Origin of the sequence: Streptosporangium sp. NPDC087985 (assembly GCF_044741965.1) — a bacterium.
Classification (GTDB): domain Bacteria; phylum Actinomycetota; class Actinomycetes; order Streptosporangiales; family Streptosporangiaceae; genus Streptosporangium.
In genome coordinates this window covers 49,534-68,937 of sequence record NZ_JBIUTQ010000028.1, presented here as the reverse complement: position 1 = coordinate 68,937, position 19,404 = coordinate 49,534, and the positions used below count along the sequence as shown (strand labels likewise).

Annotated in this window: 13 protein-coding genes; 2 read left to right on the top strand and 11 right to left on the bottom strand. The window is 69.1% G+C overall.

Annotation, left to right across the window (positions count from 1 at the left end):
- A partial coding sequence (locus ACIN94_RS30670) for an RNA-guided endonuclease InsQ/TnpB family protein (RefSeq protein WP_400713739.1) occupies positions 1 to 874 on the bottom strand: 874 nt, incomplete at its 3' end.
- A 455-nt stretch (positions 875 to 1,329) separates the two neighbouring features.
- On the opposite strand from ACIN94_RS30670, the gene ACIN94_RS30665 reads away from it, so the two are divergent.
- Positions 1,330 to 2,040 carry a hypothetical protein gene (locus tag ACIN94_RS30665; RefSeq protein WP_400713736.1) on the top strand — a complete coding sequence of 237 codons (711 nt, stop codon included), beginning with the start codon at positions 1,330 to 1,332 and terminating at the stop codon, positions 2,038 to 2,040.
- Positions 2,041 to 2,300: 260 nt separating this feature from the next.
- Positions 2,301 to 3,395 carry a hypothetical protein gene (locus ACIN94_RS30660; RefSeq protein ID WP_400713733.1) on the top strand — a complete coding sequence of 365 codons (1,095 nt, stop codon included), beginning with the start codon at positions 2,301 to 2,303 and terminating at the stop codon, positions 3,393 to 3,395.
- Between the two features lie 112 nt (positions 3,396 to 3,507).
- Here ACIN94_RS30660 and ACIN94_RS30655 read toward each other — a convergent pair whose 3' ends face one another.
- From ACIN94_RS30655 to ACIN94_RS30610, 10 genes are all read right to left on the bottom strand, one after another.
- The gene (locus ACIN94_RS30655) at positions 3,508 to 4,188 is read right to left on the bottom strand and encodes a YcnI family protein (RefSeq protein WP_400713730.1); all 681 of its coding nucleotides are present in this window, start codon (positions 4,186 to 4,188) and stop codon (positions 3,508 to 3,510) included.
- A 153-nt stretch (positions 4,189 to 4,341) separates the two neighbouring features.
- Positions 4,342 to 5,076: a hypothetical protein gene (locus ACIN94_RS30650; protein WP_400713727.1), complete on the bottom strand. Its 735-nt coding sequence runs from the start codon at positions 5,074 to 5,076 to the stop codon at positions 4,342 to 4,344.
- Positions 5,077 to 5,121: 45 nt separating this feature from the next.
- Positions 5,122 to 6,330 carry a branched-chain amino acid ABC transporter substrate-binding protein gene (locus ACIN94_RS30645; protein ID WP_400713724.1) on the bottom strand — a complete coding sequence of 403 codons (1,209 nt, stop codon included), beginning with the start codon at positions 6,328 to 6,330 and terminating at the stop codon, positions 5,122 to 5,124.
- A gap of 150 nt (positions 6,331 to 6,480) precedes the next feature.
- Positions 6,481 to 8,325: an LVIVD repeat-containing protein gene (locus ACIN94_RS30640; RefSeq protein ID WP_400713721.1), complete on the bottom strand. Its 1,845-nt coding sequence runs from the start codon at positions 8,323 to 8,325 to the stop codon at positions 6,481 to 6,483.
- 69 nt (positions 8,326 to 8,394) lie between these two features.
- Positions 8,395 to 9,111: a hypothetical protein gene (locus tag ACIN94_RS30635; RefSeq protein WP_400713718.1), complete on the bottom strand. Its 717-nt coding sequence runs from the start codon at positions 9,109 to 9,111 to the stop codon at positions 8,395 to 8,397.
- Between the two features lie 52 nt (positions 9,112 to 9,163).
- On the bottom strand, positions 9,164 to 10,972 hold the full coding sequence (locus ACIN94_RS30630; protein ID WP_400713715.1) for a copper resistance CopC/CopD family protein: 1,809 nt from the start codon (positions 10,970 to 10,972) through the stop codon (positions 9,164 to 9,166).
- Positions 10,969 to 12,144 carry a branched-chain amino acid ABC transporter substrate-binding protein gene (locus ACIN94_RS30625; RefSeq protein WP_400713712.1) on the bottom strand — a complete coding sequence of 392 codons (1,176 nt, stop codon included), beginning with the start codon at positions 12,142 to 12,144 and terminating at the stop codon, positions 10,969 to 10,971. Before ACIN94_RS30625 ends, ACIN94_RS30630 begins: the two co-directional genes overlap by 4 nt.
- Positions 12,145 to 12,228: 84 nt before the next feature.
- Complete coding sequence (locus ACIN94_RS30620) at positions 12,229 to 13,707, bottom strand: LVIVD repeat-containing protein (protein ID WP_400713709.1); 1,479 nt, start codon at positions 13,705 to 13,707, stop codon at positions 12,229 to 12,231.
- A 460-nt stretch (positions 13,708 to 14,167) separates the two neighbouring features.
- A complete protein-coding gene (locus ACIN94_RS30615) occupies positions 14,168 to 16,618 on the bottom strand; it encodes a M14 family metallopeptidase (RefSeq protein WP_400713707.1) in 2,451 nt (816 codons plus the stop codon).
- A 173-nt stretch (positions 16,619 to 16,791) separates the two neighbouring features.
- On the bottom strand, positions 16,792 to 18,855 hold the full coding sequence (locus ACIN94_RS30610; protein ID WP_400713704.1) for a M14 family zinc carboxypeptidase: 2,064 nt from the start codon (positions 18,853 to 18,855) through the stop codon (positions 16,792 to 16,794).
- Positions 18,856 to 19,404: the final 549 nt, after the last annotated feature.

Genomic DNA, 19,404 nt, shown 5'->3' with positions numbered 1-19,404 from the left:
GATCCTCCAGCACGATGAGCCCGTAGCGGGCGGTGAGCCGGTGCGCGGCCTGAGCGTTGAAGTCCGCGCGTCGCCGCCGCACCCGCCGCATCACCCCCGCGAGCTTCACCACCACCCGCCTGCGGCCGCTGCCGCCCGGGCGGCTGCGGGCCAGCCGGCGCTGCAGCCGCAGATGCCGCTTGGCCTCCCCGGCGCTGAGATACCCGCGCTCTGCGGCCCGCTCCTTTCTGTCCTCGGCCGGAGGGTGGAAAGAGGAGACGTCCGCCGAGGTGACGTTGCGGCGGTCGTAGAACTCGCCGTCGCTGGTGACTGCGGCGCTCACCACCCCCCGATCCACTCCGACGGCCGGACCGTCGTGCATCTGCGGGGTGGGGTGGCCGTCCTCGACGAGGAAGCTGATGAACCAGTGGCGGCCGTCGCGGGTCAGGGTGGCCGAGCGCACCTGCCCGCCCAGCGGGCGTGACCGGCGAAACCGCACCCAGCCGAACTTGGGCAGCCTGACCCGCCCCCACTTGCGGTTGATCTTCTCCACGGTGAGGCGTTTGCCCTCGGGGAACCGGAACGACGGCCGTGTCTTCTGCCGGGACTTCCACCGCACCCGCCCCACCCCGTGGGCGGCCACCGCGCGGTCCAGGTCGTTGAGCGTCTGCTGCAGACAGTGCGACGGCGCCTCGGCCAGCCACGGGAAGTCGGTTTTGGCGGCGGCGAGCTGGCGGCACTGCTCGGCGTAACCGATGGACGCGCCCCGCCGCCGGTAGGCGCGGCGCTGCTCCAAAGCCGTGTTCCACACCGCCCGGCAGATCCCGCCGATCCGCTCGGCGAACAGGGCCTGCTCCGTGGTGAGCTCCAGCCGGTAGCGGCGGCCGGCCAGCATGAAATCACCCCTTGTTTCCGTTGAACAACGGACGGTTACCGAATGCGCTCATGCTGCCACGACCTCGGCGGGAACGCAGGCGTGTTCGAAAACTTTTCGACCGGCCCGGCCACCCGTACCCGCACCCTCCACTCCGTGGGCGGTTCGGCGGGTGAGGCGAACACCCGGCAGACCCCGCGCCCCCCGTCTCCGCCAAGGCGGACAGGCCCCCCAACATGCGCGACCGCTCCGGGCTTACCCCGCCCTGAAGGACGAGGCCTGCGCCCTTCAAGAATCCAGGTCATGACCCCCAGCAGGCTGATGATCATCTGATCGTCCGGCGCGGACTCGCGGCCTGCTTGCAGGGCTTGCGGCAAGCGCAAGTAAAGGTGCGTGCAAGCGGGTGCTCCTTAACTGCGTGCGTAAGCCCGGGGTGCGATGGTCAGGCCCCGGAACACACCGGTGAGGAGATCATCATGAAGCGCACCGCATTCGGTCTGACCGCAACCGCGATCGCCTGTCTCGCCGTCACCGTCCCCACCGCGGTCATCGCCACGCCCGCGTCCGCGGCCGGCTCCGACACGTGCCTTCAGGGCTACGTGTGGCGCGAGGCCAGAGCGACCGACCGCGTCTGCGTCACCCCCGCCATCCGGACCCAGACCGCACAGGACAACAGCGTCAAAGCATCCCGGTGGACCAACGGAGCGTACGGCCCGCACACCTGCGTGACCGGCTATGTGTGGCGCGAGGCCTTCACGGGCGACGACGTCTGCGTCACCCCAGCCATCCGCGCCCAGGTCAAGCTCGACAACAGCAAGGCCGACGAGCGCAGGCTCCTGACGAAGGTGTGGACCAGCCGCTATAACGGCGATGGCTCGCGCGCCGTCCGCATCCAGGTCAACGGCGACCACTTCAACTTCGGCCAGGTCGCGCTCGTGGTCCGGGACACCCAGGGGAAGGAGAGGTGGCGAGGCAGCGTCAACGCCTCCGCCCACGTCGGGTTCGCCGGAGGCAGCTTCGGCAAGAAGCTCCAGTTCCTCGACTGCTCCAGCCCGGATCGCCTCGCCAATGGGGAGGTCGAGGTGTACGACGTGGTCTCCCGGCGCCAGACGAGTGTCGCGATCTGGGTCTGCGGCTGGCCGTCCGTTCCGGTCATCGAGTCATCCGGCAATCCGTTCGGCCATTGATCGCCGTCACAACGCCTTTCCTGGACCGGTCGAAGGACAGGACCTCCTCCTCGGCCCCTCCCGGCGATTGACGGTCAGGGAGGTTGCAAGTGGTCCATCACATACGGCTTGTCTCAGATGAAAGGACCTTCCCGATGGCCGTCCCCACGCCCCGGCCCGGTAGCCCAGTCGCCAGCGCAGTCTCCCTCCCACAGGTTTCAGCCGGCCACCGGGTACGGCGGAAACTCCCACGGGCGTCAGTCGCCCTGGCCCTCTCGATCGTGGTCGCGTCCGTGGTCGGCGGCGGGGCCGCGGAAGCGGCCTCCCCACAGTGGCGAGTCGTCCAGGGCGCGCCCCTCGGGCCGTACGGCACCGGCCTGGCTGACGTGGCGGCGACCGGTCCGCAGGATGTGTGGGCGGTCGGGTACGGCTGTGCCAGGGAGAAGCACACGAGCTGCCCCGCCATCGCGCGCTGGAACGGAGACCAGTGGAAGAACGTGACCATGCCCGCCTACCGTGTGCCGGCGAAAACGTACGACACGTTCGACCCGGATCTCTACAATTTCGAGGCCGTCCACGCCGCTTCCCCTAACGACGTGTGGGTGGTCGGCAACGGGCTCAACGTACAGGTCGGGCACTGGAACGGCAGAAGCTGGAGCATGTACCGACCGTTCGGTGTGTCAGAGAACAACCACCTGTCCGACGTCGAGGTCGGCCGGGGTCGGGTGTGGTTCGCCGGAACCTCCGCCTACGACCGCGGCACCGTCCTGAGCTGGAGCGGCCGCGCCGGGTTCACCCAGGAGTACGTCGTCAACGGCTCGCTCGCCGCGGTGTCGGCCGGCAGCAGGACGGGTGAGATCTGGGCGGTCGGCTCGGAGAATACCCACGGGCCCCTGGTTGTGAGGGGAACCGGGCAAGGCGGCGATGTCCGCTGGGAGGAGCTTTCCACCCCATCGATTCCCGGAGGCACACTCACCGGGGTCTGGCCGATCAGCGCCGATGACGTCTGGGCGATCGGTTACATTGGTACCCGTTACAGCTTCGAGTTGTCCAAGCCGCTCGCGCTGCACTTCAACGGCAAGTCATGGAGCCGGGTGCCCCTCCCGGTGGCGAAGGGGCGCCTCACCGGCATCACGGCCGACTCCTCCAGAAACATGTGGGTGAGCGGCGTCGACCTGTCCCACCCGAAGCAGGCTCTCTTCTTGCAGTATTCGCAGGGTAAATGGATCTCCACCTACGGCCCTAAGTTCCAGCTCGGCAGCGTGAGCGCAGTGTCGATCAGCCGCATCCCCGGTTCGAACGGCATGTGGGCCGTTGGCAGGGGTGGCGAAGTCGAAGACGAACGGGACAAGGCCTTCATCCTCCGGTACGGCTGACGCCACTCGACGCCGATGCGGACCGGTCCCGCCGGGGACGGGGTCGAGGCCCCGTCCCCGGCGAGCCTGGTCAGCCGGCGTGCGGTGGAGACGGTCGACGTAACCGTTGCGGCTATTGCGCCCGGCGCGACCGCACGGCCATCATCGCGACGCACGCGAGGGAGATCACCAGCGAGGCCACGGACAGCCCGACCGCCCACGAAACCCCCGCACCCGATTCGGTCTCAGGCACGCTGGCCGCGGCCAGAACCGCATGGTCGGTGCCCGTCGACGGGGACGATGCCGTGTCCCCCTTGGGCACGAGCTTGAGCACCGGCGCAGGCCGCTCCGGCGCGTCGGCACCGGGGGCGGGGTCCTGGATCCAGCGCACCACCTCGCCGTTGCTGTAGTGCTGGAGTGTCTTGAACACCAGCTGGTCGGTCGCGGGCAGCGGTCCGGCGCTCACGGAGAACTCGTCGTACTCACCCGGATTGATCGCTGAGTTCGAATCCACCGCGGTCCAAGTGATCTTGTCAACGACTTCGCTGATCTGCGCGCCGTGCGACTCGATCGGCGTGGCCAGCTTGGTCTTCGTGATCTCGTACGACCAGCCGGGGTGTGGCTTCACCGAGACCGAGGCCAGCGGGTGGTCGGTCGGGAGCTGAACCTCGATCTTGGTGGTACTCGCGTTGTCGCGCTCGTTGGGGACGCGGAACGACACGGCGGCGTAGCCGCCCTGGGTGGCCGTGTCCGGGGTCACCTTCACGTGCGCGAACGCCACCGCCGGCATGACGCCGATCAGGAAGGCCGCCATTCCTGCGGTTACAAGGCCACGTATGGCACGGCGCATCATATTCACTCTCCAGGTTGTCTCGGGTGATCGGGAATCGTTGTTTCAGGTGGTCGAAAATCGCGAGGCTGCTTTGGCCCGCGTACGGCGGCTCCGGTTCAGCCCCGCAGGTCTTGGTCAGCCCAGCCGCCGCAGCACTTTCTCCATGGCACCCCTGACCTTGTCCGCCGAGTCGGCGCGGTCTCCGACGATCTTCTTCTGGGTGAGATCGAGATAGAGGATGACGTTCGCCCGATGGAGCACCACGATGGCGATGTCCTCGTAGTAGACGTCGTCCTGCCCCGAGGGGTATGTGTGGGCGAGCTGCTGCACGTACCCCTTCCACCCGAACACCTCGAGCGGACGGCTGGTCACGCTGTAGGTGCCGAGGATGACCGGCGGCCCCCCTCTGACCTCATACGATCCGGGGCATTCGGCCAGCCCGGAGTTGACCTCGCCCATCGCGTTATCGGCGATGGCGTTCGAGCCGAAGACAAGGGCGTTCTGGGTCACGTATGGGACGCGGGAGTCGGTCGCCCGGGCGGGCTCCACGGCGAACTGCCCCACGGGCTGGCCGCCGACGGGCTGAACCACGTTGGACGGCGCCTTGGGTGCGTCGGAGCGCTGGACGTACGGGCAGGTCTGTATGGCGCTCGGCGGCACGTAGTTGTTGTGCGAGTGGAAGTCCCGGTCGTACCAGTAGTCACGCGCGCCTTCGCCGGCGTCCTTGGCCGTGTAGTACGCGGCCTTGACGTCGCCGGCCGTGTAGGCCGGCTTGGTCGCCGTGGCGTCCGCGGAGCTGGCACAGCCGGTGACGGCGGCGCAGATGGCGGCCAGGGCGAGGGCCGAAGCGGCACGGGGGCGCAAGGTCACGGATGACTCACTTCGTCGGGGGAGGCTGCGATCGAGCACGGGCCATCAGGTGTCGTTGTCCGGACGCAGCGTGTTGGCGAGGGTGAAGGCACCGCTTTTGACGGTCAGCACGAGATGGTTGTCGTACTTGACCGTGTGGTCGGGGGCGAACCGAAGCTCACCCATGAACGTGGTGAAGGTGTCCTCGAGCTTGGTCAGCTGTCCGCTGTTCAGCGCGGGGTCCACCTTTCCCGTCTGCGTCACGGCCTGGCCCAAGGCGCGCAGCGCGTCGTAGGCCTGCAGCGCGTCCCGTCCCGGCGCGTGGCCGAAGGCCTTGGTGAAACGCTTGGTCCACGCCGCGGCGGCGGGGAGGTTCTGCGGGCTGGCCGTTGTGATCACGTACGCGCCCTCGGCGCCGTCCCTGCCGGCGGCGGACAGGAAATCGGAGCTCTCCGACTGCGCGGAGGCGATGTAGGTGCCCTTGTACCCGGCCTTCCGGAGCGCTGCGGCCAGCTGGCCGGATCCCCGGGCCGAGCCGGCCCAGTACACGACATCGGGGTCGGCGGCCAGCGCGGTGGCGGCGGCCGCGGCCATGTCCTGCCGCCCGGCCGGCAGGGTCTGCTTGCTGACCACCTTGGGGACGGGTGAGGCCACCGAGATCACCTGTTTGACCAGGTATGCGGACTGCGAGGTGTCATCAGCGATCACTGCGAGCCGCTGGGCGGCGTTGTAGGCCATCCAGTGCACCGTCGCGAGCGCTTCCTGGTACGGCGTGCCGTTGGTGAGATAGGCCGTGGGGGTGTCCTCCGCGCTGACCAGCGTGGGCGAGTTGGCGGAGGTGATGAGGAACGGCAGCCCGTTGCCGCCGAGGACCCGCGCGGCAGCCCCGGCGGCGTCGTCACAGACGCCTCCGAGCGCACCGGCGACGCTCTCGGTGAGGTGGAGCCGCTTCGCGGCCTCCTTGCCGCCGTCGTCGAGGCACTCGTCGTCGACGGTGACCAGGGAGACGTGCAGCCCGATGACCCCGCCGCGGACGTTGAGGTCGTTGGCCGCCATCTGCGCCCCGTCGACCAGATCCTGCCCGCGCGCCCCGTCCGGCCCGGACAGCGGGGCGATCACACCGAAGGAGATGTTCCCCCTGAGTGCGGCCGGCGCGGCGCCGCCCGAACTGCACCCGCCCGCGGCAGGGAGCGTGAGGACGGTGAGGGCTAACGGTACGAGCCAGCGGGTGCGGCGGGTCCGGCCACGGCCGTCAAAGGTCGTCGGAGGCTGCATACGATGCTTCTCTCGGCTCCAGTACGTGATGAAAGGGGTGGTCGAGGCAGGCGGCCTCGGGGCCGGGCGACGGGGAGAGACCCCCGGCCTCCGCTCGCGCGCTGGCGCTCTCGGAGACCGGGGGCCCGCCCCGGAGGTGTCCGCTGGTGCCTACTTCTCGCAGGAGTTCCAGCAGACCTTCTTCTCCTTCTTGCCGGGGATGTTGCCGGTGTACTTCAGGATGTCGACGCCGCGGCCGTAGTCGGGGACGTAGACGTACCCGTTGTGCCAGTAGGCCGAGGAGACGTTGCTCCCGATGATCGCCGGGCCGTCGGGGCCGGCGGCGCGGTCGGGCACCCGGAACCAGCCGACCTGCTGCGGGTTCCTCGGGTCGGAGATGTCCAGGAACCGGACGCCCTGCTCGTAGTAGCCGCCGACGACGATGTTGCCGTCCACCGTGAACCAGTGCGCGGAGCAGTCGCCGGTCTTACCCGTCGGGTCGACGTAGTGGCCGGGCTTGTCCCCGGGGTTGTACGTGGCGAGCCTCGTCATCTTGACCGGGTTCTCCGGCGTGGAGGTGAGCCCGTCGGCGTCGTGCGTCCCCTCCAGCGACGCCAGGATGAACACCCCGGCCTTCGAGCAGTTCTGGTTGTTGTTCTCGTTGGTGATGAGCATCACGTCGCCCTTGGGACGGTCCCCCAGGGCGTTCGGGAAGCGGTAGGCGTTGTGCAGGAAGGCGCCCTCCGAGCCGCTGACGCTGCCTCCCGCGTACGGGATCGGGTCATAGGCCGTCGCGTAGCGCTTGGTCTGCGTGGCCGGGTCGAAGTGCTTGCCATCCGTCCAGTAGCCGCGGACGCCGCCGCTGCCCGACACCCAGACGACGCCATCGAAGTCGACGTCGACGCTGTGCGTGGAGCCGCTCGTCACACCGGTGCGCCGGACGTCGGAGACGACGGCCTGGCTGTAGGTGAACGGGTGGTTGACGTCACGCACGTCGGTCACGTGGACAGGGGAGCTCACGCCGCGCACACCCGACCCCACCGACCAGATGAAACGGCAGTCGTTGATGCACGTCGCGGTGTGGCCGAGCGGGACCCGGTGGAAGCCCAGCAGCACCGGGTGCCACGGGTCCTTGATGTCGATGATGAACAGGCCCTTCGTGCCCGAGTCGCGGGTCAAGAAGACGAGCTTGCGCCTGCTGTCGACCGTGAGGTTCTCGCCCTCCCAGAACTGGGTCATCGTCTCGCCCGGCTGCCTCAGCTGGTCGACGGTGACCGCGGAGATGTACGCCGGGTGCTCGGGGTCCTTCAGCGACCAGACGGCCAGGCCGCCGGTGCCGTTGGCGACCATGACGTCGTAGCCGAGCTTCTCGTAGCGCACGAAGTTCAGCGACGAGAACGCGGGGCACTTCGTCGGCTTGAGAGCGGGACAGCTCGAGTTGCCGGACAGCACCCCGCGCACGTGGCCGACGACCTCGACGTTGTCGCTGTGCGTCGCGTTGTCGGGGAACACCCCGGTGTCCGGGAGGATCTCCGTCCCCGCGGTGCCGGTGCCGGCGGTGACGCGGGCCAGCGACGCGGCCTCACGCTCGGCGTTGGTCGCCGCCTCCGCCGCGACCGCTGCCGCCGCCGCTGCGGCGGCGGTCTTCTCGTTGTACTCCAGCTGTGCCTTCGCCGCCTTGGCGGATGCTTCCGCGGCCTTGTCGGCGGCTTCCGCCGCCTTCTTCTGGTCGGCGGCGTTGCCCGACTCCTCAGCCTTGGCTGCGGCGTCGGCCGCCTTCTGCGCCTCCGCCTCCGCATTGGCCTTGGCCTCGTCCAGACGGGCGGCTGCCTTGGCGGCGTCCTTCGCGGCCGAGTCCGCCCGGTTCTGCGCGCTGGTCGCCTCGCCATGGGCGGACCCGACCGTGCCGGGGCCGACCGGACCGGACGGCTCCGCGTATGCCGGGCCGAGGCTCGCCATCTGCAGCACGGCCGCCGTGACGACGGCCGTGCCCGTCAGGAGGGCTCTGCCCCTCAAGGCTCCTCCAACAGGTAAGAACTTCACCGTTTCTCCAACCTCCAATATGTGATCTTCGTGGACGCGGCGCTAGCCCAGGCGGGCCAGCGTCGTCTTCATCAACGCCTTGACCTTCTCGTCGGAGTCGGCGCGCTGGCCCACCGCCTTGATCTGCGCATAGCCGACGTAGATGATGGCGTTCGCCTTGTGCACCACGACGGTGATCAGATCGTCGTAGGTCTCCGGGTTCACCTCCGGGGGCGAGGTGTGCACGAGATGCTGGGCGAACCCCTTCCATCCGTCCATCTCGATCGGCCGGCTGCCAACCTTGTAAGCGCCCACGACGGACGGCGGTCCGCCGAGCACGCCGAACGCCTCCGGACACTTGGCGGACTCGGCCACGACGGTGTTCATCGTGTCGTCGGCGAGCGCGGAGCTCTGGAAGACCACCGCGCCCTGTGTCACGACCGGAAGCGACGACGTCCCCACGAGCTGCGGAGCGACGATGAACCGCCCGGTCGGATTCCCACCCACCGGCTCGACCGCCGGCTCCACATCGACCTTGACATCATCGGAGCGCTGGACGTATGGACAGGTCGGGATGCTGTTCGGGGGCGTGTTGACGACGTGCGAGGAGTGGCCGTTGTCCTTGATCTCGATCGCGCCTTCGCCCAGGTCGCTGGGGCTGACGAGGCCGAACCGGATGGAGTCCACGGTGTAGGGCGGCTTGGTCAACGGCTCCGCAGCCTCGCTGGAGCAGCCCGCCAGGACGCCGAGGGCCAGCACGCCGGCGGCGGCCGTGGTCACTGGGCGCCGGGGCGCCTTCCGGTCAGGGCCTCGCATGTGTGTCATCAGCCTTTCAGCGTGCCGTGAACGGGATACGCACGGGTGTCTCGTCGAAGTCGGAGATTCGGATGTCCAGCCGCAGCACCCACGCCCCCGGGAAAGGGATGGACATCGAGTTCGCCACGTAGTGGCCGGGTTCGGCCGCGGAGATCTTGACGGGCAGCGCCGGGATCTCGCGGTCCCCCGACTCGAGCTCACCGGAGATCTCTGGCAACGCGACCAGCGAACCGTCCCGCCCTGTGATGTAGATGTCGGCCATGTTGCTTCCCGACCTCGCCGGCTCGATCTTCACCTCGACCGAGCCGCCCGGCAGCCCGGTGGCCGTGCCGGCCCCGTCCGCGGCGGCGGGAATGGAGACCGTGCTGTGCACCGGCGGCGCGTAGCTGGTGCGGGCCGGGGCGGTGTCGACCAGGACGGCCGTGATCGACACGACGGCGACCCCGAGCACGACCTCACCCACGACCGAGCGGCGCAGCCGACGCACCGCGATGGAAGGGGCGGCGTCGAGGCCGAGGGCTCCGCGGCTGCGCCGCCGCACGAACCGCCGCGCTCCGGCGGCAAGACCCACCACGGCGAGGACGGCGACGAGCTTGCCGAGAAGCAGCCGCCCGAAGTCGGTCCCGCCGAGCGCACCCCACGTCCCCACCTGCCGCCAGGCCAGATATACGCCGGTCGCCGCGATCACCGCGAAGCAGATCTCCGCGAGCCGGGAGAACCTCGGGAGCGCGGGCTCCAGAGAGATCGCGCGGGTGGGCTCCTGTCTCCCCGCCGGGATGAGCACGCAGGCCGCGAGCGGGATCAGACCGCCCAGCCACAGGGCCATGGCAAGAAGGTGCAGGCTGGTCGCCGGCACGGCCAGCCAGGTCTGCACGCCGGTCTGCGCGTGATCCGCCAGCGTCCAGGTCAACGTCAAGGCGACGGCGCCGGCCGCGGCGACCGCGGGCAGGACGATCCGGCGGGTGACACCGGCCGCTCCGACGCCGGCCGTCCCGGCACCGGCAGGGGGCGGGGAGTGCCGTACGGCGATCCCGAAGGCCACGCCGAGGGCGAGCACGATCCCCAGCCGCACCAGCAGCGCGTGGCCCAACCGCGTGGACAGCGTCGCGCTGAGCAGGTCAGGGTCGAACACCCCGGTCAGCGACGTGCCGGCGGCGTACGGCCCCTGTACGAGCAGGACCACCACGGTGCCGGTGGTCAGCGCGGCGAAGCCGGACCAGACGATACGCCGGCCGCGGCGGTCGTCGCGGCCGGCGGGCCAGAGCACGGCTACGAACAGCGCGCCGCCCAGGGCGAGGGCCATACCGAGAAAGGCCAGGGCGCGGCCGACCGCATCGACGACGGGGACGGCACGGCTGACGTCCTGCTCCACCGGGGCGGCCAGCGCGCTCGGGTGGCCGATGCTGAAGCTGAACGCACCCGACACCACGTGCGAGTCAGCGGACGTGACCCGCCAGGCCAGGACGTAGGTTCCCTCGGCCAGATCCGTGGGCAGGCTCACCCGCGCCGTGTTGGCCTTCCCGTCCACGTGACCCGGGACACCGATCGCCAGCTTCTTCGCGGTCATGTCGAGCAGCTGAATCGACCGCTGGCTGAAGCTCACCGCCTCGTTGAAGCGGAGCCGGACCTCGGCCGGGGGCGAGTCCAGCACCTCGCCGTCGACCGGCGAGCTCTCCAGCAGGTAGGCGTGCGCGTACGCCGGACGCGTGGCCTCGACGGAGACGAGGTCTGCGACCAGGCCGCCGGCCACGAGGAGCGCGATCACCGCCAGCCGCGCGATCAGCCGGGCCCGACGATGGCCTGCGGGGTGCACACCGCGCGTCATCCGAGCTGGTCCGTACGGAGCTTGCTGGCCAGGGTGAACGTGCCGCCCCGGACCTGGGCGATGACGTAGTTGTCGTAGGCCAGCGAGTGATCGGCGGCGAAGCGGAGCGTCCCGGTGAAGGTGGTGAAGTCTTCAAGCCGCGGGAGGTTGTCGACGACCTTCGAGGGAGCCGTGTCCCCTGCCTGGAGCACCGCCTGCGCCACCGCGCGGAGCGCGTCGTAGGCCTGCATCGCGTCACGGCCCGGGTCCCGCCGGTAGCGGTCCTTGAAGCGGGTAACCCAGTCCGCCGCTGCAGGGAGAAGCCGTGGGCCCGCGGTCGTGGTGAGGAAGGCGTTCTCGGCCGCCCCGCCCGCCGCCTGCAGGAACTCGGAGCTGTCCGACTGCGAGGAGGCCATGAAATAGCCGGTGTAGCCGGCCTGACGTAGTGCGCTCACGAGCCGTCCACCCGGTCCCGCCGCTCCCGTCCAATAGACGAAGTCCGCCTTGGAGCCGGCGACGGTGCCGGCGAGCTCCGCGAGCTCCGGCTCCTTCACTCCGGCGCTCCGGCTGCTCACTTCCAGGCCGTCGGCTTTGACCCGGTCGGTCACCAGGCCGGACAGCCGCCGCGAGGCCGGCGAGCCGTCACCGAGCACCGCCACCCGCTGCGGGCTCCGGTAGCCCATCCAGTGCACCGCCGCCATCGCCTCCTGGTGGACCGTGCCCTCCATCAGGAACACCGACGGCAGCCCGGCCCCGACCAGCCGGTCGGCACGGGCGGAGGAGACCAGGAACGGCGTACCGTCCGCGGCCACGGCCTTCGCCGCCGCCACCGCCGCGTCCTCGCACAGACCGCCGATCACCCCCACGACACTCTTCGCGGCAAGCCCCGTCGCCGCCTGCTCCGCGGTCGCCGACGCGCAGCCGCCGTCCTCGACGGCCAGGCTCACCTGCCGCCCCAGAACCCCGCCCCGATCGTTGATCTCAGCGGCAGCCAGCCGCGCCCCATCGACGAGGTCTTGTCCACGCTCGGCCATGTCGCCCGAGAGCGGGGCCAGCACCCCGAACGTGATCTCGCCCTGCGGCCTCGGGGCGTCCCTGCCCTCATCGGAGGCAGAGCACGCGTCAAGCAGACCGCTCACTACCAGCACGGTCGCGCCCAGCGCGACCGTGCGCATGGCACCTCGGCGTCGCACCGTCTACCTCCATGCCCGTCGCCATCGAAAGCCGGCCCGAGCGCAGCGTTCCACGCTCGGGCCGGGTGCTTTCAACTCAGACGGTTACTTGTCGCAAGAGTTCCAACAGATCTTCTTGTCCGGCTCGCCGGACAGCTTGCCATCGAACCGCAGCACGTCGACGCCTCGGTTGTAGTCCGCGACGTACACCAGCCCGTTGTGCCAGTAGACGGCCGACGCCGAACCGGCGGTCACGCCCTGCCCCGCCGGCACGCGGAAGTAGCCGACCTGGGTCGGGTTCCTCGGGTCCGACACGTCGATGAAGCGGGTGCCCTGCCCGTACCATCCCTGCGCCACGATGTTGCCGTTCACCGTGAACCAGTGCGAGGAGCAGTTACCGCTGGTGGCGGACCCCTCCTTGCCCCACGGCGACCAGTGGCTGATCAGCTCCAGCCGGAACGGCTTCTCCGGCGTGGACCGCCAGCCCTCGCCGTCGTAGCTGCCCTTCAACGAGGCGATCTTGAACTCGCCCGCCCGTGAGCAGGCCGTGATGTTCTCGTTGGCGATGTAGAGCAGCTCGCCCTTGTCGAAGTCGCCGACCTTCTCGGTGTTGTGGTAGGCGTTGTGGTCGAAGAAGTCGAAGAACTCGGTGCCCGCCGGGTTGGTCGGGACGACGGTCCCGCCCGCGTACGGCACCGGGTCGTACGCCGTCGCGACCCTCTTGCGCTTCTGCACCGGGTCGTAGTGGTTACCCTCGGTCCAGTAGCCGCGTACACCACCCTCACCGGAGACCCAGGCGACACCGTCCTTGTCGACGTCGACACTGTGCACGTAGTCCGTGACCCCGTCGAACCGGCCGAGATCGACCGCCCGGTCGAAGGTGTACGGGTGCTTGATGTCGTGGATGTCGGTCACCCGCACCGGCACGCCGTTCCAGGAGGGGTCCTGGCCTGGCGTACCCGTGTTGGCCGGACCGACCGACCACAGGTACTTGCAGTCGTTGATGCAGGTGGCCGTGTGTCCGGCCGGGACCGGGTGGAAGATGACCGTTTCCGGCTTCCACGGGTTCTTGACGTCGACGATGTAGACGCCGGACTGGCCGGTCGTGACGGTGCCGCCGAAGCCGCGCGGGTCCCGGGTGAGGAAGACCAGCTTGCGCTTCGGGTCGACGGTCATGTTCTCGCCTTCCCAGAACCTGTCCTGGGTGTCCCCCGGAAGGCGCAGCTCGGCTGCCGTGATCTTCGAGACCAGGGCCGGGTGCTCGGGGTCCTTCAGCGACCAGACGGCGAGGCCGCCGGTGCCGTTGGCGACCATGAAGTCGTAGCCGTACTTGTCATAGTGGATGAAGTTCAGCGCCGAGTAGCCGCTGACTCCTTTGACGTTGTCGAGGAACGTGACGTTGCCTGCGACAGCGGTCGTCGGGACGTTGTGGACGTCGTCGAGGATCGGACCGCCGTGGGCGGAGTTGTCCGACGGGCTCGAGTTGGGCGGCGTGTCAGCGAATGCTGAGCCGGCTCCAGACAGCTGCAGTGCCGCAGCCATTGCCAGAGCAACCGCACCCGCCACGAGGGGCTTCGTTTTCACCAGACCCTCCTTGGGGTCTATCAGTGCAGGTTGAGAACCGCGCGGTCGAAGATCGCACGTGGCACGATCTTAGAGAGCGGTACGAACGGCCGTCATGGTGCAAATGTCGAAAATGTCGCCTTACGGCTCCGTCATTTGTCGTGATCGTGCCCTGACACGCCCTTACGGCCGCGATCGTCACCAGTTGGTCGGTTTGCCGGAGCGGTAGAGCCAGACGCCGAAGGAGCCAGATGAAAGACGGGTTCCCGGCGGACGCGTACCTGCGGGTCACGCTGGACTTCCACCGCCACCCTGACATTCCTGAGGACGCTTCCCCGCTGCCTGTGGACAACGTCCGTCCCGTGTTCACCACCTCCGTGCCCGGGTCCGTCGGGTGCCGTCGCCCTCGTCCAGCAACACTCATGCGGGAAAGCAGTCGCCGGCCTGCCGAGGCTTCCGCCACGGCAGGCCGGCGATTTTTCTACGCTGCGCCCTTGACGAGGACGTCCAGCCTCTTGGCCCGGTAGTTCTCACCGTTGCCATTCGGGTCGTAGTTGTTCTCGACGTTTCCTGCCGGATCGACCGAGAACCACTTCACCGTCGCGTTCCGTGGGACCAGCAAGGTCTCACCGCCCTCACGGATGCCGCTGGCACGGTACTTCGACGACTGGAAGCTCGGCCGGCTGCCGTCCATCGTGTAGTAGACCGTCGCCGGCTTGTCGACCTCGAAACGCACCTCGACCATCCCGCTGTCACTGGTGCCGTCGACCACCAGCTCGGACTTCGGGCGCTTGTGGTCCTTGCCGTAGTCCATCGCGATCTTGAACATTTCCATGACGCCGTTGGAGTACTCCAGGGCCTCTTCGTAGGCCTCGTCCCAGGCGGGCTGGAACGAGCCGCCGACCCAGCGGCCACGCTCCGGGTCCCACAGGGACCCCCCGACCTCCCAGCCGAAGGCGTAGATGCCGTACGTGTAGTAGAGGTGCTCACGTACGTTGCCCGACGAGGAGTAGAGCACGTCCGCGGACGCGCCGACGTTGCCCGGCTGGACCACGGTGTCCCGGTGCGCCTTCACCTGCGACAGGATCTGCCCGGCCATCTGCCAGTAGTAGGCCTCGTCGCGGTACTGCGGTCGCGGCAGTGTCTCCCGGCCCGCGTCCTTGTACGCGCCCGGCTGCCAGAACAGCTGGCCCCCGTTGCTGTGGATCGTCATGTAGAACTTGATGTTCGGGTTGTTGTCGACGACCCAGACCGTGTTCCTGGTCTCCGGCTCGGACAGCTTCGCCGGGCCGGCGTAGGTGTCGCTCGTGCAGCTCGCGGAGCCGCCGGAGTAACCGTCGTGCGACGACGCGACGCCGTAGTTGCGGTTGAGGTCGACCCCCCACGAGTTGCGGTAGCCGGGGTCGGACTGGTTGGGGCCGCAGTGGTTGGTCATGTTGCGGCGCTGCATGTTGTAGTCGAAGAAGCTGTAGTGCGAGCCGTCCGGATTGTTCGACGGGACGATGAAGATGTCGGTGTTGTTGACGATCTGCTTCGTCTCCGCGTCGGTCGCGTAGTTGCGCAGCAACCGTTCCGCCGACTCGAGCGCGATGAGTGGGGGCACCCATTCCCGGGCGTGGTCCTCGGCCTGGATGAGGACGCCCGGCTTCGAGCCGTCCCGGTGCTTGCCGATGCGGATCGCACGGATCGCGAACGGGTCGCGGGAGATCCCGGCCGGCGCCTTGAGGAAGTCGGTGAGCGCGATCGGGCCGGTCGGTGCGACGATGCCCGTCCCGGCGTTACCGCGGTAGGTCGTCGCCTCAACGGGCATGCCGGTGCCGGCGTTCAACGCGTTGACCACGTCCACGGCACGGCTGGTGGGGCTGCCGTTCGAGTCGGTGGCAAGGGTGACGACGACCGCCTTCCCTTCGACGCGGACCGCGAGCCGCTCGCCGGGCCTGCCGGTCGACTCCAGCTGTACGGTCAGGTCATTGCCGCCTTCGTGTCCCCACTTCTTCGACGTGACGACCACCGACTGGGCAGCCACCGTGCCGAGCACCGCCTGCGCGTGGCGCCGGTAGCCGTTCGTCTTGTTCGGCATCTCCACGATCTCCGCGAGGTCCGGATACGCCTTCGCCAGCGCCTCGATCCGGTCGTAGAGCTCGGTGGCGTTCATGTAGTGGTCGACGAAGCCGGTCCGGTAGCCCTTGCGCGTGCTGGGGGGCGTCACGTCGTACAGCCAGTCCGACACGTTGGCGGTCGCCTCGCCGCCGAGGCTGCTCGTCACGCGCACCAGCGACGGCCTCGCGCCGACCGGGATCAGGACGTTGTGGTACATGTACACACCGGCGTCGACGAAGCGTGACATCACGGTGGTGCCGCCGGCGCCGGGTGCCGTGCCCGGTCCGGCGTCCCAGACCAGCGTCATGCCCGCACCCGGATCGCTGCCCTTCGAGGTCTTGGCCTCGACCGAGATGAAGCCCTGCCCCTTGGTCGTGAAGTAGTCGACGCGACCGATCTTGACCGTGTCGGCCGCCTCGGCGGCACCGGCTGAGTGCGGCGCGGCCGCTCCGTCTGCGCGGGTCGCCATCGTGGGGCCGGATCGCGCGGAGTCGACGACCCGAGCGCCGAGCCCCCGCACCGCCGCCAGCTCCTCGGCGGTGAGGACCGCGTCGACCTCGATGCCGTCCTCGACCCGCTCCAGGCCGCCGGCCAGGTCGTACCCCGCCTCGACGACCTCGTCGAGCGCGTCCTTGCCGGATAGGTGCAGGCGGACAAGGGAGGTCGGCTCGGGGCTCTCCAGCGGGGACCGCGCGGTGGCCACCGGCGCACCATCCGCTGGCTCGCCCGGCTCGGCGGCCATGGCCGCAGTGCCGGACAGGATCAGGCCGGCGCCGAGTAATCCGGCCAGGGCTGCCGCCAATCCACGGCGTCGACGTCTGTGCGTAGTCATCTGGACCCTTCTGTAGGTCTACGGTGAGTGAGCGCCCCCTCCCGGCACCCCGGAAGAGGGCACTCACCATGGCGGTTAGTGAAGTGCGGGTACGCCCTTACAGGCGGCCTCGAACACGGCCGAGCCCACGAGTTCCAGCCCCATCTGCAGCCGCCCGGTGGCTGCGGGTCAGGTCACAACCCCGCGCACTGGCCGGCCTTCGGGCCCTGCACCGAGTTCGACAGCCCGAGGTTGACCGGTCCGGGGGTGTTGCCGCTGCACTTCAGCGGGCCGCCCACGGTGTTCCCGGCCACGAGGGGCGGGTCGTCCCCGGTGTGGTTGCCCGCCAGGTCGACCGGCCCGGCGATCTTGGAGTCGGCGATGGCCACCGCGCCGCTGGTGTCCGAGATCCGTACCGGCCCGTTCACCGTGGTGTCGGACAGCACGACCGCAGCGGCGCCGGTGGCGGTCACCGGCCCACTGATCGTCGCGCCGGTCGCGATCATTGCGGCGCCCGGCTTGACCGTGACCGGGCCTGACACCGTCGCGCCATCGAGGCAGGTGACACCGGAGGAGACGACCAAGGGACCGGTGTGGGGGCCCGACATGGTCGGGTAGACCCGCTCGGCTCTGACCAGCCCCTCAACGGCCTGGGAGTCGAGGAGCAGAGGGATCAGCCCCCGCTCGGGTTGGGCCATGGGGACGATGTACTCCTTGCCGACCTTCGCGACCTTCCAGCCGTGTGCCGCGATGCGCTGCGCCGCCGTGGTGCGCTTGCCGGCGGGACCGTCGGTGCGCGGCCCGTTGTACTGCTCCTCGGTCAGCTTGTAGGCGCACGGCACCTGCTCGAGGATCTGGGAGTCCTTGGGGGCGTCAAGGGGGGGCGGGCTCTCTCCCGGATGCGGCGCGGAGAACGCCGGGATGGGGCGCGACCCCCGGAAGACGATCCGGCCGGTGTTCGAGACCTGGAAGCTGATCGCCTCCGCCCGCGCCTTCTTGATCGCCCCCAGGTTGGCCGGGTGGTAGTCGAGGAACTGGTTGAAGGTCCACATGGCCGAGTACGTCTTGCGCCGGCGGTTGTTCGCCGCGTTGCCCTCGTCCGGGCGGGTCGCCCCACCCGAGCTACGCAGCTCGAGCAGCGAGTTGACCACGTTCTTCAGACCCAGGGTGTTGCGCAGGATCGTCTCCTCGCTCAGCCCCACGTTCCCGCCGTTCGCGCATCCATAAGGACACGGCCACCAGCCGTCCTTCGCGCCCTGCTCGTACATGTGGCCCACGATCATGTTCTGGGACTCGTCGAAGATCGGCTGAGCCACGTTCTGGTGGCGCGGTGGCAGCATCGGCAGGTCACCAGCGCTGGAGTTGCCGAACTCGTGCCCGTCGTAGCCCGCCACGGGCTGGTAGTCGCGCAGCATCTTCACGAACGCGAACGTCTCGGGCTCGCGGATCAGCGAGTAGTCGCGGTTCAGATCCTGACCCGTGAAGTTGCCGCGGGTGTTGTTCGCCCGGCCGTCAGCGTTGATGGTGGGGACGATGAGCACCGTCGTGTGCGACAGCAGGTCGATGGTCCTGGCGTCGTTGCTGAACGCGAGCTTGCGGGCCATGATCAGGCAGCCCTCGCGGTCGCTCGACTCGTTGCCGTGCACGTTGCAGTTGATCAGCAGCGGCGATGTGGCCGCGACCCCCTGTGGGGTGGCCGGTGGGGCCGGATAGCCGATGATGAACATGTTGATCGGCCGGTCCTGCACGGTCCGCCCGATCTCCGCCACCCGTACCCGATCGCTCAACTGATCGATCGCCGCGGTGTAGGCGTACTCGTTCACGTCGCTGGTGAACTGCGCGGCCTGCGTGGTCTCCCACTGCGTACGCAGGTTCTCGCCCGGCACATTCGGGTCGCCCCACGGCGGCGACGTCGTGTCGGACAACGGCTCCGAATAGGGCTGCCCGGTGGTCCCGAACCGAGCCCGCACCCGCCACTGGAAGCGGGCGCCGGGATTGAACCCCGCGTCGGCGAAGGTCGGCGACTCATTGTGCACCTGGCGGTTCGGCAACCAGACGCCGGTGATCACCGACGCGCCCGTGGCGACGTTCTGGTCGTTCACGGGCGTGCGCTCGATCTGGTAGTCCGTGGCGCCGTCGACCGGGATCCACGCCAGGGTGGCGTATCCCTCCCCCTGCACCACCGTGAGCCCCTGGACCTGATTCGGGTCCTGCGCCACCTCCTGGGCGCTCGAGACCGACGGCAGCCCGATCACCATCAAGAGCGCGGACAGCCCCGCGATGGTTAACAGCCTTGCCCGACCGCGGGCTCGGGACCCGACCGGGCCCCTCTCCTCCCGGTGCGCGGGGGGTCGGCCACCCCACGTCCTTCTGAGGCCGACCCTCGCAAGGATCGTCCACCTCGCTCCGTGCGGCATGCATCTTCCCTTCTCTTGTTCCGTGCCGAGTTGGTTCTGTGCCGGGTTTTCGGTAAGGACCGGACGCCGTCTCACTGCGGGCGCGGCAAGCAGCGGCACAGAGGCGAGGATGAGGAGACGGGCAGCGCGCGGGGCGCGGCTGCGCGAGGAGGCTCTTGCCTGGATCGGGTCCGTCGGAATCCAGGGATGCGTGACACTTTCATGATCGTGCACTGACCTCGTAGTACGTCGTCGTCTGAATCCCCAAGAGCCTGAGCGCGCGCCAGCCGATCGTCACGGTTGGTTAAAATGAGACGTAATCAGCGGATTTGACACCAGTCAAGAACTGTTGAGGAACCCCTGAGGTTCCTCTGCGGTAACCTCCGCACCCCGGCGGCCCGGGGGCGGCGC

What these genes read in the sequence shown, in the direction of transcription:
- ACIN94_RS30645 (WP_400713724.1), bottom strand. Translation starts at nt 6,330, where the DNA reads ATGCAGCCTCCGACGACCTTTGACGGCCGTGGCCGGACCCGCCGCACC.
- ACIN94_RS30615 (WP_400713707.1), bottom strand. Translation starts at nt 16,618, where the DNA reads ATGACTACGCACAGACGTCGACGCCGTGGATTGGCGGCAGCCCTGGCC.
- ACIN94_RS30655 (WP_400713730.1), bottom strand. Translation starts at nt 4,188, where the DNA reads ATGGCGGCCTTCCTGATCGGCGTCATGCCGGCGGTGGCGTTCGCGCAC.
- ACIN94_RS30665 (WP_400713736.1), top strand. Translation starts at nt 1,330, where the DNA reads ATGAAGCGCACCGCATTCGGTCTGACCGCAACCGCGATCGCCTGTCTC.
- ACIN94_RS30610 (WP_400713704.1), bottom strand. Translation starts at nt 18,855, where the DNA reads ATGGTGATCGGGCTGCCGTCGGTCTCGAGCGCCCAGGAGGTGGCGCAG.
- ACIN94_RS30630 (WP_400713715.1), bottom strand. Translation starts at nt 10,972, where the DNA reads ATGACGCGCGGTGTGCACCCCGCAGGCCATCGTCGGGCCCGGCTGATC.